Genomic DNA, 13,513 nt, shown 5'->3' with positions numbered 1-13,513 from the left:
AGCGTGCCGAAACGAGCAGAGAACGACCCTTTGGCCCCTGCTCAGCCCGTCGTCGTGACGACGTTGGCCAGCGGTTCACCGGCCTCGAAACGGACCAATTGCTCACGCAACAGGCGCTGCGCGCGCGGGAGGAAGGCGGACGTCGGCCCGCCCACGTGCGGCGTGATGAGCACGCCCGGGGCGTGCCAGAGCGGGTGTCCCGCGGGCAGGGGCTCGGGGTCCGTGACGTCCAGCGCGGCCCGCAGTCTCCCCGACTCCAGCTCCGTGAGCAGGGCTTTGGTGTCCACGACCGCGCCGCGGGCGACGTTCACCAGCAGCGCTCCCTCCTTCATCCGGGAGAGGAAACCGGCGCCGGCCAGACCACGGGTCTCGTCCGTGAGCGGGGTCGAGAGGATGACGACGTCGGCGTCCGGGAGCAGTGAGGAAAGTTCGGCGAGTGGATGCACGGGACCGCGCGGGGTGGTGCGGGCGGAGCGCGCGACGCGCATGACACGGGCGCACTCGAACGGCGTGAGCCGGTCCTCGATGGCGCTGCCGATCGCGCCGTAGCCCACGATCAGCACCGACTTGTCGGCGAGCGCCGGACGGAAGCCCTGGCGCCACTCCCCGGCATCCTGCCCCCGCACGAAGTCGGGGACGCCGCGCAGGGAGGCGAGGGTGAGCGTGAGCGCGAGCTCGGCCGTGCTCGCCTCGTGCACACCGCGGGCGTTGCACAGGCGCACGCCGGGCGGGAGTCCGGACAGCGCCGGGAGCACGTGGTCGATCCCGGCGGTCAGGGTCTGCACGACGCGCAGGGACGTCATCCGCGGCAGGGGACGGGACGGGACGTCGGGGCCCTTCATGTAGGGGACGCCGTAGAAGACGCACCGCGCCGGATCCGCGGGAAAGTCCTGATCACCGTCCCAGAAGTGGTACGCGAAACCTTCGGGGAGCCCTTCGATGCCGTCGGGCGGAAGCGGCAGCCATACGTCAGCACTCATGGTCGAGAGGCTAGGCGAAGAGCGGCCGGCCGCAGAGGTTAGTTTGTAGGACCGATCAGGGAGGGGTGCAGGACGAGGTGGAGCTCAGGACCGTCGGTGCAGGCGCGCTCACGGTGGGCGCGATCGGCCTCGGATGCATGCCGATGAGCTGGGCGTACACCGCCTCCGAGCAGCGGGGAGAGAGCTCGCTGCGGACCGTGCACACCGCTCTCGACCACGGCATGTCTCTCCTCGACACCGCCGACATGTACGGGCCGTTCACCAACGAGCTGCTGCTCGGGCGGGTGCTCAAGGAGCGGCGATCGGACGCCTTCGTCTCCACCAAGTGCGGGCTGCTGGTGGGGGAACAGCACATCGTCGCCAACGGCCGCCCCGGCTATGTGAAGCGGGCCTGCGACGCCTCGCTGCGGCGGCTGCAGACCGATGTCATCGACCTCTACCAACTGCACCGGGCCGATCCGGAGGTGCCGGTCGAGGACACCTGGGGCGCGATGGCCGAACTCGTCACAGCGGGCAAGGTGCGCGCCCTGGGGCTCTGCGCGATCCAGAACGGCGGCGCGGAGCGTGTCCGCCGGAGGCCGGCCGGCAGCGAACGGGAACGGACGCGCGCCGGTTCCCGCGCCGGCGCCGCCGGAACCGGCCGGGCCGGGGTGCACGACGCGACCGTCCGGCAGCTGGAGCGCGTGCAGCAGGTCTTCCCGGTCAGCAGCGTGCAGGCGGAGTTCTCGGTCTGGTCGCCGGAGGCTCTGGAGGCGCTGCTGCCGTGGTGCGAGTCCCGCGGCGTCGGTTTCCTTGCCGCGATGCCGCTGGGCAACGGCTATCTCACCGGCACGCTCACCCCGGGGCAGGGGTTCGAGCGGCAGGACGTACGGGCCCGCCATCCCCGCTTCACGGCGGAGATGATGGCGGCGAACCAGCCGATCGTGGCCGGACTGCGGCGGGTCGGCGAACGGCACGGGGCGACGCCGGCGCAGACGGCGCTGGCGTGGCTGCTGGCGCAGGGGCGGCACGTGGTACCCGTGCCGGGCACGAAGAAGGAGCACTGGGCGGAGGAGAACGCGCGGGCGGCGACGGTCCGGCTGACCGCGGAGGATCTCGCGGTCATCGGCGCGCTGCCGTCGGCGAAGGGGTCGTGGGACTGACAGGTGCCGGTGGGTGCGCCGGGCGCCGGGGGCCAGGGGCTGATCGCCGGGCGCCGGGGGCTGATCCCGGTCGGCACCGATCGGTTCCGGGACCGATCGGGTCAGGGGGGGATCGATCAGGCCGGGGGATCGATCGGGCCGGGATCGATCGAGCGCGGGGATCGACCGGGCCTGCGGATCGACCGGAGTTCTGGGACTGATCGGGAACCTCATTCGTTGCACCGGTGTATGAGAGGTGTGAGGCACTTCTTGCGAATGAGAGGACCGGTCATCGTGCGACGCCCTGCTGTGACTGCCGTATCCGCCGCTGCCGCAGCGCTGCTGCTGGCCGTGGGCTGTTCGTCCGGGGACGGGGACACCGGCTCGCCGGAGCGATCACCGGACACCTCCGCTTCGAAGACCACCCCTCCCCCGGGTGCTTCGGCACCGCCCGCAAAGGGCTCGGTGAAGGTGGAGCGCACGGTCGCCACCGGGCTGAAATCGCCTTGGGGACTCGCGGCGCTGCCCGACGGGGACCTGCTGGTCTCCTCGCGTGACGACGGGACGATCTTCCAGGTCTCGGCTGAGAGCGGGAAGAAGACCGAGCTCGGCTCCGTGCCGGGCGTCTCCGCCGCCGGGGAGGGCGGCCTGCTGGGCCTCGCCATCGCGCCGACCTTCGGCGAGGACCACTTCATCTATGCGTATCTGACGACCGAGTCGGACAACCGCATCGTGCGGATGGTCCACGACGAGGAGAAGCCCGCCGGCAGCAAGCTCGGCGCGCCGGACACCGTGCTGAAGGGCATCCCCAAGGGTGTGATCCACAACGGCGGCCGGATCGCCTTCGGCCCGGACCGGATGCTGTACGCGGGGACGGGCGAGAGCGGGGACGAGGGCCTGGCCCAGGACAAGAAGTCCCTCGGCGGCAAAATTCTCCGTATGACCCCGGACGGCGAGCCGGTGCACGGCAATCCGGACGCGGACTCGGTGATCTACTCCTACGGTCACCGCAATGTGCAGGGGCTGGCCTGGGACGCAGACAAGCGGCTGTGGGCGGCCGAGTTCGGTCAGAACACCTGGGACGAACTCAACCTCATCCAGCCCGGAAAGAACTACGGCTGGCCGGAGGTGGAGGGCAAGGACAGCAAGCCCGGCTATGTCGATCCCGTCGAGCAGTGGACGACCGATCAGGCCTCGCCGAGCGGTATCGCCTATGTGAAGGGCTCGATATGGATGGCGGGCCTGCGCGGCGAGCGGCTGTGGCGCATCCCCCTGGCCGGCACCAAGCCGGTCGCGGATCCGCAGTCCTTCCTGGACGGGCGCTACGGCAGGCTGCGCACGGTGCTCGCCGACGGCTCGGACGGTCTGTGGCTGGTCACCAGCGAGACGGACGGCCGCGGCAGCCCGGCCGCCGGTGATGACCGCATCCTTCAACTGCGCGTGAGCTGAGGCCGGTTGGCGTACGACGTCGGGTGGCGAACGGCGTCGGGTGGCGAACAGCTCAGGGTGGCGAACGGGACCGGCGCGGACCACAGCGCCGGTTGCGTACCGCCCGGCCGCGCGCCGCCTGCGTCTCCCGATCGGCGCCTGGCCGATGTCGTGGCTATGCGGCTCAGAGTGGTGGTGGGCCCTTGGGCGGCCCGGCTCGCTCGGGCTGCGCAGTCGCTGGTCGATGCTCCAGGCCACCCGCGGGCCGTGCCTGCCCTGCGCCTTCCTGCTCGGGGCTACGCGCTCCCGGTGGGGAGGGCACCCGTGCCCTCCCCACCGGGAGCGCGGGCCGACGTCGATCGCGTCGGACGGGCGGGCGCTGACGCGGCGGGGCCGGGTGGTGCTCCCCGTGAGGCGCTCGGCCGGAGGGCGGGTGCTCGGCCGGAGAGGCGGGCGGCGCTCCGGCCGGGCGGATCGGCGGTGGGCAGGACGACCGCAAGGCAGGACAGGCGGTCGGGCATTGATCCCACCCTGGGTGGAGGGGTGTCAGCAGGTCCGGGGAGCGCCCCGCTGCGATCGACGTCCGATCTTCCGGAAAGTTCTGCTCACCCGCCCCTCGGCTTCCGGCTCGGCGGTCTTGGGCGTCGCGCCGGAGCGGCGTCGACGGCTGCCGGCCTGGGCCTGACGAGCACGGCGGTACTCATCGGCCTGGCGCCTCAGCTCCTCCGTGCGGTTCCGCATCAGCTCCTGCTCGACCATCTCGAACATGACCATCTCCTGGTGACGAAAGGTTCGTTGTGTTGTGCCTCAACCTTCGTCCCGCAGGTGGGGCCGCCACATCGGGCGACTTCCCGATCTCCTCAGGGGCGGGTGCCTTAGTCCGGCGTCGCGCATGCCTTAGGCACCTCATAGGCACCTCATCGGCACCTCATCGGCAACTCAGGAGCGAGGAGCGGGAGCCGGAGTCAGCAGGTCCCTGGGGAGCGCTCGGGATCATCCGCCGAGGGCATGCCGATGCTTCCCTTCCGCGAAGCGGAGGCGGCCCACCGCGCGCCCGGCGAAGACGACCGGGAGCAGCACGAAACAGCACGGGAGGGGCGGCGACTGCTCGTCGGATTCGAGCCCGGTCCCGAGGGACGAGCAGAACGAGCTGAGAGGGGGCGGACTTCGAGGTGCCAGAGGGCTGGTCCGGCTTGGAGTAGGAGGGGCACACCCGGGAACGGCACGGCCGCGGAAATGGCGGCGCCCCTCCACCCGCCTGACCTCGGGTGGAGGGGTGCCGTGCTGGGGGGGCGCCTGCGGTGCGCCGGGCATGCCGTCAGGCACGGCCCCGGCGACGGGCGCTCAACTCTCGCGCTCTGTCTCCGCCTGCCTGTCGGCTCCTTCGGCCGCACCTGCGGTCTCGGCAGACCTCGCAGTTCCAGCAGACCCTGCAGGGTCTGCCGCCCCGCGGGTGCGGGCCGTGCCGTTCGTCGTGCGGGGCGGCCGGATCGATCGGGCAGGGCCGCCCGCGCGCTGCGACGGGAGGAGGACCTTCGACGGGTCGGCTTCACGCAGGAACTCGTTGCCTCGCTCGGGCTTGGCGATCGAGACCCGTACTCGCTCCGGATCCGTGGTGTGCTCGGCCGTCGGCACGCCCGGCGCCGCGCCCACCGGTACCGGTTCGGCAACCAGCTCGGAGTCGGGCACCAGCTCCGGTTCCGGAGTCGTGGCCGGGGCCTCCTCCGGAGCCTCGATGCTGAGGCGCGGCAGGATGCGGTCCAGCCACTTGGGGAGCCACCAGTTGGCGCCGCCCAGCATGTGCATCAGGGCCGGGACCAGCAGTGTTCGGAGCAGGAAGGCGTCGAGTGCCACGGCGGCGGCCAGCCCGATGCCGAACATCGCGATGATCCGGTCGCCGCTGAGCACGAAGGCGCCGAAGACCGAAATCATGATGACAGCCGCGGAGTTGATGACCCGGCTCGTCTCGGCGAGCCCGACGCGTACGGCGCGCCGGTTGTCGCCGGTCTGCCGCCATTCCTCGTACATCCGGCTGACCAGGAAGACCTGATAGTCCATGGAGAGTCCGAAGAGCACCGAGACCATGATCACGGGCAGGAACGGTTCGATCGGTCCCGCACTGCCGAGTCCGAGCAGTTCGCTCCCCCAGCCCATCTGGAAGATCGCGACGACGATCCCGAACGAGGCGGCGACCGCGAGGATGTTCATCAGGGCCGCCTTGAGCGGTACGCCGATGCTGCGGAAGGCGAGCAGCAGCAGCGAGCAGCCCAGCGCCACCACGACGGCGACGAACAGCGGGAGCTTCCCGATGATCACGGAGCCGAAGTCCTCGTACGCCGCGGTCTGGCCGCCGACGTGCGTGTCGAGCGAGGTGCCCTCCTGCGCCTCGGGGAGCACGTCGTCCCGCAGATGCTTGATCAGCTGCGAGGTCTCCTCGTCCTGGGGTGCGCTGTCCGGGACGACGGTGATCACGCCCGCGTCGCGGGCGCCGTTGAGCGAGGCGGGCGACACCTGGGCCACGCCCTCGGTGTCCCGCAGGGTCTGCGGCAGCTTCTCGAAGGCGACCCGGTCGCCGGCGTCGTCGAGATCGGCGACGAGGGTCAGCGGCCCGTTGGTGCCGGGCCCGAAGCCGTCGGAGATCAGGTCGTACGCCTGCCGCGTGGTCGATGTGGTCGGGTTGTTGCCCTGGTCGGAGCTGCCGAGGTGCAGATGGAAGGTCGGGATGGCGAGCACGACCATGACGACGGCCGCCACGGCGCCGAGCAGCTTCGGGTGCCGTTCGACGAAGGCCGACCAGCGTGCCGCGAAGCCGGTGGGCAGTTCGGGCTGCGGCCCGTGCTCGAGCAGCTTGCGGCGCTCGCGCCTGCTGAGGGCCCGCATCCCGATCATGCCGAGCAGCGCGGGCAGCAGCGTGATCGACGCGGCCACGGTGAGCACGACGGTGAGCGAGGCGGCGATGGCCACGCCGTTGAGGAAGTCGAGCCGCAGGACCAGCATGCCGAGCAGCGCGATACAGACGGTCACACCCGCAAAGATGACGGCGCGTCCCGAGGTGGAGACCGCCCGTGCGGCAGCCTCCTCGACCGGTAGCCCCTGTCTGAGGCCCTTGCGATGGCGGGTGACGATGAACAGCGCGTAGTCGATCCCGACACCGAGGCCGATGAGCATGCCGAGCATGGGCGCGAAGTCGGCGAGCGTCATGGCGTGGCCGAGCAGCCCGATGGCCAGATAGCCGGTGCCGACACTCACCAGCGCGGTGGCGATCGGCAACAGCATCGCGAAGAGGGAGCCGAAGGCCAGGAAGAGCACGACGGCGGCCGCGAGGATGCCGACGACCTCACTGATGTGCGCGGTCGACTTCTCGGTCAGCCCGATGCCCGCGCCGCCCAGCTCGACCTGGAGTCCGTCCTGCTCCGCGGACTTGGCCGTGTCCACGACCTTCTCCACGTCACCGCGGTCGAGGTCGTCGGCCGGCTTGTCGAAGGTGACGGTGGCGTACGCGGTGTGGCCGTCGCGGCTGATCTGGCCCGCGCCGACGGTCCCGTACGGGCTGGTGACGCCGGAGACGCCGGGGAGGTGCTCGATCTCGTTCAGCGTCTCGGTCATCCGGTCCTCGACGGTGCCCGCGCGAACGGTGTCGCCGTCGTCGGTGTGCCAGACGATCGTGTCGCTGTCACCGCTCTTGCCGGGGAAGGCTTCCTTCACGATCTGGGTGGCCTTGCCGGCTTCGGTGCCTGGAATGTCGTAGTCGTTCGAGTACGAGGACCCCGCCACCCCCGCGGCGGCGGCGACGCCGACGAAGGCGGCGAGCCACAGCAGGATGACGGTGAAACGGCGACGAAGACACCACCGGGCAAGTGCGGGCATTCCCTGGACTCCCTGAGCGGTTCGTGGATCTTTTCGGACAACAGCCACCAAAGATCACAAGACGTACGCCGAACACTGTGGCAGCCAGTCAAGATCAAAGGACCCTTTCGTGTGGTTAGTCACACCGATATGCCCGAAAGGGCAGATCTCGCACCGAGATCTGCCCTTTTCGAAAGGTGATGGCGCGCATACGCCGGGTCAGCCGCTGACGCTCTCCCGCCCGTTCTCGATGTGCCCCATCAACCGGCGGTGGAAGGCCGGATCCTCCGCGATGGCAACGGTCAGGTCGTACCAGCCGTGCGCGTCCGCCGCCGAGTGGACGACGGACCTGCTGCGCCCCGGCTTCACGACGATCTCGCGCGTCCAGTCCCCCAGGTCCGCCTCGTCGACGTAACCCGTGGGGCGCACGGTGAAGGTGAGCGGTGTGGTGCCACGGTTGGCCAGAGTGAGATGGACGTCGCGGTCCCGCGGGTCGATACGCGTGGCGACCTCGGCGGCCGCCGCACCCGCGCCATGGCCCGCACCTGCCCCAAGGCCCTCGTCCGCGCCGTCCCTGCCGTGGCCGCCGTCCGCGCCGTCCGCGCCGTCCGCCAGGCGTCCCGCGAATTCGCGGCGGAAGCCGTTCGGCCCGGTGAGCGTGAAGCGGTACTCCTCCCCCACGACCGGCACCTCCCAGCCCGCGATGCCCTTCACGTCCCGGTGCTGAGGCGCCGGGAACTCACCCGCGTACGGGTAGAGCGCGAAGTGGGCGCTCCGCCTGCCCGTGTTGACCAGGAGCAGCCGGACGCTGCGCCCGTCGACCCGCCCGTGGGCGTCCGGCTGGTACGGCAGCGGGCGCGCCCGCCGGCGCCCCGGCTCCTGAACCGGCATCTGCTGCTCGGACGGAGGCTCGGGCCGCCACCGCCCCGTGAACGGCGGAATCGGGGCGGGGCGGTCGAGTTCCGGCTGCGGCCGCCCGCGCCGGAAGTCGAAGGCGGAGGTCAGATCGCCGGTGACCCGGCGACGCCAGGGCGTGATGTTGGGCTCCTCGACACCGGTCCACCGCTCGAGGAACCGTACGAGCGAGGTGTGGTCGAAGACCTCGGAGCAGACGTAGCCGCCCACCGTCCACGGGGAGATCACCAGCAGCGGTACGCGGACCCCGAGCCCTGTGGGGCGGCCGCCCCATATCTCGTCGGTCTCCCCCCGCGGCGGCACAGGCGGCGGGACGTGGTCGAAGAAGCCGTCGTTCTCGTCGTAGGTGAGGAGGACGACCGTGTGACGCCAGACGTCCGGGTGGGAGGCGAGGGCGTCGAGCACCTGATTGACGAGGGTGGCGCTGGCGACCGGCGAGGACGCCCCCGGGTGCTCGGAGTCGGCGGCCGAGGGCACCAGGTAGGACACCTCCGGCAGTCGGCCCGCGGCGACGTCGCTGCGGAATTCCGCAGCCAGGCCGCCGGTCTCGCCGCGCCGCAGCCCCCGCTGGAAGAGACTCCGCTCGGCCGGGTCCAGCGCGGCGACCCCCTCCTCGAGAAGGCCCAGCAGCCGCCGTCGTTCCGCCTCGGGCGTCGCGGCGTTGCGCACCCGGGCGTAGAAGGCCTCGGTGTTCCGGAAGTCGCCCGCCCGGGACAGCGCCTTGCGGGCGACGGCCTTGAAGGTCGCGAAGAATTCGAGGTTGTTGTCCTGGAAGTTGTCCCACTCCTGGTACGTCTTCCAGGTCCGCCCCGCCTTCTCCAGCCGCTCGGCGTACGTGGTCCAGGTGTAGCCGGTGTGGCGGTCCTCGTCGTAGGCGTCGTTGCCGACGGCGCGTTTGCCGTTGGGCTCGTAACCGGTCCAACCGCTCACGAGGTGGTTGCGGTTGGGGCTGGTGGAGCTGTGGATGGCGGAGTGGTAGGCGTCGCACACGGTGAAGGTGTCGGCCAGTTCGTAGTGCAGGGGCACGTCGCGGCGGTCGTAGTACGCCATGGTGGCCGCGGACTTGGCGGTGACCCAGCGGTCCGACCAGCCGTTGTTCCAGGCCACCGCGCCGCCGTCCCAGCTGTGGTCGAGATCGCCGATGTACTGCAGGTCCTTCTTCTGCGCCTCGGCGGCATCGCGGACGGGGAAGGGGAGGACGTGTCCCAGTCCCAGCAGCCCCGGCTGCTCGAACACGGGCCGGCCATGGGGCAGGGTGATCGCGTTGCGGTCGCCGAAGCCGCGTACGCCGCGCAGGGTCCCGAAGTAGTGGTCGAAGGAGCGGTTCTCCTGCATGAGGATCACCACATGCCGGATCGCGTCCATTCCGCCGGGCGGGGGCTCCGCGGCCAGGGCGGCCTGCAGCGAGGGCGGCAGCAGGGAGCCCGCCGCGGCGGCGCCGGCCGTGCCCGCGCCGAGGGCGAGCAGCCGCCGCCGTGAGATGTCCGTTGCCAAAACAGCCTCCCGATCGTCCTGTTGACGGCCGGGACGGTAGCGAGGGCAGGTGGCGACGGACAGACATGTGGACGGCTTGGCGGAAAACGTACGGAGGCGCCCACGGCCGGGGCGTACGGGGCTCAGCGCCAGGGGCCCCGGACGCGCACGGCCCCTGCACCATCAGGCGCTGGACGTACGGCCCCAGCACCACGAGGCGCCAGGCGCTCGGGCCCCAGCCCCCTGATGCCGTGACCAGCACCGACGCCGTCACCCGCCCCGCCACCCACGGAACGTACGAGGCGCCCGCACCGCATCACGGCGACGGGCCCACCGCGGCGCCCCCACCGCGCCGCAGGCACCGCGCCGCGGGCACCGCTCCCCCGGAAACGGCGAAGGGCCCTCCCGGTTCGTCCGGGAGGGCCCTGGTGTCCGCGAGTCCGTCCGCGATTCCGCAAGCCGTCGCCCCGCCGTGCGGGGCCGGGAACGCCGGGAGGCGTCAGCCCTGAACGCCCAGCTTCTCCAGGATGAGTTCGCGTACGCGCGCCGCGTCCGCCTGACCCCGCGTGGCCTTCATGACCGCGCCGACCAGCGCGCCCGCGGCCTGCACCTTGCCGCCGCGGATCTTGTCGGCGATGGCCGCGTTGCCCGCGATGGCCTCGTCGACCGCGGCACCCAGCGCCGAGTCGTCCGAGACGACCTTCAGGCCGCGCTTCTCGACGACCTCGTCCGGGCCGCCCTCACCCGCGAGCACGCCCTCGATGACCTGGCGGGCCAGCTTGTCGTTGAGCGAGCCCTCGGCGACGAGCGCGCACACCCGCGCCACCTGCTCCGGGGTGATGGGGAGGGCGGTCAGCTCGGTGCCCTCCTCATTGGCGCGGCGGGCCAGTTCACCCATCCACCACTTGCGAGCCTGGTCGGCCGGGGCGCCCGCGTCGATCGTCGCGACGATCGGGCCGATCGCGCCCGCGTTGAGGACGGACTGCATCTCGTGCTGCGAGATGCCCCACTCCTCACGCAGCCGGTTGCGGCGTACGCGCGGCAGCTCGGGCAGCGTGCCCCGCAGCTCCTCGACCCATTCCCGCGCGGGGGCGACGGGCACCAGGTCCGGCTCCGGGAAGTACCGGTAGTCCTCGGCCTCCTCCTTCACACGGCCGGACGTGGTCGAACCGTCCTCCTCGTGGAAGTGCCGGGTCTCCTGCACGATCGTGCCGCCCTCGGACAGCACCGCTGCGTGGCGCATGATCTCGAAGCGCGTCGCCCGCTCCACGCTGCGCAGCGAGTTGACGTTCTTCGTCTCCGAGCGGGTGCCGAACTTCTCGACGCCGTGCTGCCGCAGCGACAGGTTCACGTCGCAGCGCATCTGGCCCATCTCCATGCGGGCCTCGGAGACGCCGAGCGCCTTGATCAGCTCGCGCAGCTCGGCGACGTACGCCCGGGCGATCTCGGGAGCCTTGTCACCGGCGCCGACGATGGGCTTGGTGACGATCTCGATGAGCGGGATACCGGCCCGGTTGTAGTCGAGCAGCGAGTGCGTCGCACCGTGGATACGGCCCGTGGCGCCGCCCACGTGCGTGGACTTGCCGGTGTCCTCCTCCATGTGGGCGCGCTCGATCTCGACCCGGAAGTTCTCGCCATCGACCTCGACGTCCAGATAGCCGTTGAAGGCGATCGGCTCGTCGTACTGCGAGGTCTGGAAGTTCTTCGGCATGTCCGGGTAGAAGTAGTTCTTCCGCGCGAAGCGGCACCACTCGGCGATCTCGCAGTTGAGGGCGAGACCGATCCGGACGGCGGACTCGACGCCGCTCGCGTTGACGACCGGGAGCGAGCCGGGCATGCCGAGACAGGTCGGGCAGGTCTGCGAGTTGGGCTCGGCGCCGAGCTCCGTGGAACATCCGCAGAACATCTTGGTCGCGGTGCCGAGCTCGACGTGGACCTCCAGGCCCATCACGGGCTCGTAGGCCGCCAACGCGTCCTCGTACGACACCAGTTCAGTGACGGTCACTTTCCCCAAACCCTTCAGCCCAGCAGGACGTCGTCGTCGCCCATGCGGCGCAGCTCGCGCACGAGCAGGGCGACACCGGTGACGATGGCGGCCGCCGAGACGACCGCGTCGGCCAGCATCAGCTTGTCGTTCTCGAAGCGGGCCTTCTTCGCCTGCTTGATGATGCTGACGGCGCCGAAGAGCGACGTGCCGATGGACAGGTACGTGCCGGGCTTGGACTTCTTGAAGCCCTTGGCCTTCTCCAGCTTGCTCACAGCGACGGAGCCTCCTCGAGCAGGGAATGTCCCCAGCGTTCGGTGTATGCGGCCTCGACCGCGGCGCCTACCCGGTAGAGCCGGTCGTCAGCCATGGCGGGCGCGATGATCTGCAGTCCGACCGGCAGCCCGTCCTCGGGGGCGAGGCCGCAGGGCAGCGACATGGCGGCGTTGCCCGCCAGGTTGGACGGGATGGTGCACAGGTCGGCGAGGTACATCGCCATCGGGTCGTCGACGCGCTCCCCGATCGGGAAGGCGGTCGTCGGGGTGGTCGGCGAGATCAGAACGTCGACCTGCTCGAAGGCGCGGTCGAAGTCGCGCTTGATGAGCGTGCGGACCTTCTGCGCCGAGCCGTAGTACGCGTCGTAGTAGCCGGAGCTGAGCGCGTACGTGCCGAGCATGATGCGGCGCTTGACCTCGGCGCCGAAGCCCTCGGCGCGGGTGAGGGCGGTGACGTCCTCGGCGGAGCGCGTGCCGTCGTCGCCGACGCGCAGGCCGTAGCGCATGGCGTCGAACCGGGCGAGGTTCGAGGAGCACTCGCTCGGTGCGATCAGGTAGTACGCGGCGAGCGCCTTGTCGAAGGACGGGCAGGAGATCTCCACGACCTCGGCGCCCAGTTCGCGCAGCAGCTCGACCGACTCGTTGAACCGCTGCATCACGCCGGGCTGGTAGCCCTCGCCGCTGAACTCCTTGACGACACCGACCCGCATGCCCTGGACCGAGCCGTTGCGGGCCGCCTCGACGACCGGCGGGACCGGGGCGTCGATGGAGGTGGAGTCCATCGGGTCGTGGCCGCCGATCGCCTCGTGCAGCAGCGCCGCGTCCAGGACCGTACGGGCACAGGGGCCGCCCTGGTCGAGGGACGAGGAGAAGGCGATCAGGCCGTAGCGGGAGACCCCGCCGTAGGTCGGCTTGACGCCGACGGTGCCGGTCACCGACGCGGGCTGGCGGATCGAGCCGCCGGTGTCCGTGCCGATGGCGAGGGGCGCCTGGAAGGAGGCGATGGAGGCGGAGGAGCCACCGCCGGAACCGCCCGGGATACGGGTCAGGTCCCAGGGGTTGCCGGTGTGCCCGTACGCGCTGTTCTCGGTGGAGGACCCCATGGCGAACTCGTCCATGTTGGTCTTGCCGAGGATGACGACGTCCGCCTCCTTGAGGCGGCGGGTCAGCGTGGCGTCGTACGGCGGGACCCAGCCCTCGAGGATCTTCGACCCGCAGGTGGTCGGGATGCCCTCCATGGTGAAGACGTCCTTGAGCGCGAGCGGGACGCCGGCGAGCGGGCCGAGCTTCTCGCCCCGGGCCCGCTTCTCGTCGACGGCGCGCGCCTGGGCGAGTGCGCCCTCGCGGTCGACGTGCAGGAAGGCGTGGACCTTCTCGTCGACGGCGTCGATCCGGGCCAGATGGGCCTCGGTGACGGCGACCGCGGTCACCTCGCCCGAGGCGATCTTCGCGGCGGTCTCGGCGGCCGTGAGCCTGGTGAGGTCGGTCATG

The 13,513-nt window shown here is 71.0% G+C and carries 9 protein-coding genes; 2 read left to right on the top strand and 7 right to left on the bottom strand.

Features of this window, described 5'->3' with window-relative positions; translation table 11 throughout:
• Nucleotides 1–41 precede the first annotated feature (41 nt).
• On the bottom strand, nucleotides 42–980 hold the full coding sequence (locus tag ABZ822_RS04340) for a 2-hydroxyacid dehydrogenase (protein ID WP_360846562.1): 939 nt from the start codon (nucleotides 978–980) through the stop codon (nucleotides 42–44).
• A 77-nt stretch (nucleotides 981–1,057) separates the two neighbouring features.
• On the opposite strand from ABZ822_RS04340, the gene ABZ822_RS04335 reads away from it, so the two are divergent.
• Together ABZ822_RS04335 and ABZ822_RS04330 are read left to right on the top strand one after the other, a co-directional pair.
• A complete protein-coding gene (locus ABZ822_RS04335; protein ID WP_360847062.1) occupies nucleotides 1,058–2,122 on the top strand; it encodes an aldo/keto reductase in 1,065 nt (354 codons plus the stop codon).
• Nucleotides 2,123–2,377: 255 nt separating this feature from the next.
• The gene (locus tag ABZ822_RS04330) at nucleotides 2,378–3,550 is read left to right on the top strand and encodes a PQQ-dependent sugar dehydrogenase (protein ID WP_360846560.1); all 1,173 of its coding nucleotides are present in this window, start codon (nucleotides 2,378–2,380) and stop codon (nucleotides 3,548–3,550) included.
• A 525-nt stretch (nucleotides 3,551–4,075) separates the two neighbouring features.
• Here the strand turns inward: ABZ822_RS04330 and ABZ822_RS04325 are convergent.
• The 6 genes from ABZ822_RS04325 to gatA form a co-directional block, all read right to left on the bottom strand.
• On the bottom strand, nucleotides 4,076–4,297 hold the full coding sequence (locus ABZ822_RS04325) for a hypothetical protein (protein ID WP_360846558.1): 222 nt from the start codon (nucleotides 4,295–4,297) through the stop codon (nucleotides 4,076–4,078).
• A 576-nt stretch (nucleotides 4,298–4,873) separates the two neighbouring features.
• On the bottom strand, nucleotides 4,874–7,396 hold the full coding sequence (locus tag ABZ822_RS04320) for an MMPL family transporter (RefSeq protein ID WP_360846556.1): 2,523 nt from the start codon (nucleotides 7,394–7,396) through the stop codon (nucleotides 4,874–4,876).
• 198 nt (nucleotides 7,397–7,594) lie between these two features.
• Nucleotides 7,595–9,784, bottom strand: a complete 2,190-nt coding sequence (locus tag ABZ822_RS04315) for a phosphocholine-specific phospholipase C (protein ID WP_360846554.1) — start codon at nucleotides 9,782–9,784, stop codon at nucleotides 7,595–7,597.
• 478 nt (nucleotides 9,785–10,262) lie between these two features.
• The gene (gatB, locus tag ABZ822_RS04310; RefSeq protein WP_360846552.1) at nucleotides 10,263–11,768 is read right to left on the bottom strand and encodes an Asp-tRNA(Asn)/Glu-tRNA(Gln) amidotransferase subunit GatB; all 1,506 of its coding nucleotides are present in this window, start codon (nucleotides 11,766–11,768) and stop codon (nucleotides 10,263–10,265) included.
• A 14-nt stretch (nucleotides 11,769–11,782) separates the two neighbouring features.
• The gene (locus ABZ822_RS04305) at nucleotides 11,783–12,022 is read right to left on the bottom strand and encodes a hypothetical protein (RefSeq protein WP_360846550.1); all 240 of its coding nucleotides are present in this window, start codon (nucleotides 12,020–12,022) and stop codon (nucleotides 11,783–11,785) included.
• Nucleotides 12,019–13,512, bottom strand: a complete 1,494-nt coding sequence (gene gatA / locus ABZ822_RS04300; protein ID WP_360846548.1) for an Asp-tRNA(Asn)/Glu-tRNA(Gln) amidotransferase subunit GatA — start codon at nucleotides 13,510–13,512, stop codon at nucleotides 12,019–12,021. The genes ABZ822_RS04305 and gatA overlap by 4 nt, the downstream gene beginning before the upstream one ends.
• Nucleotide 13,513 lies beyond the last annotated feature (1 nt).

The sequence above is a fragment of the Streptomyces sp. NPDC047108 genome, from assembly GCF_040643575.1.
In the GTDB taxonomy this organism is placed as follows: Bacteria; Actinomycetota; Actinomycetes; order Streptomycetales; family Streptomycetaceae; genus Streptomyces.
Note: the sequence above shows the minus strand (reverse complement) of the source record. Positions and strands in the feature narration are given on the sequence as shown.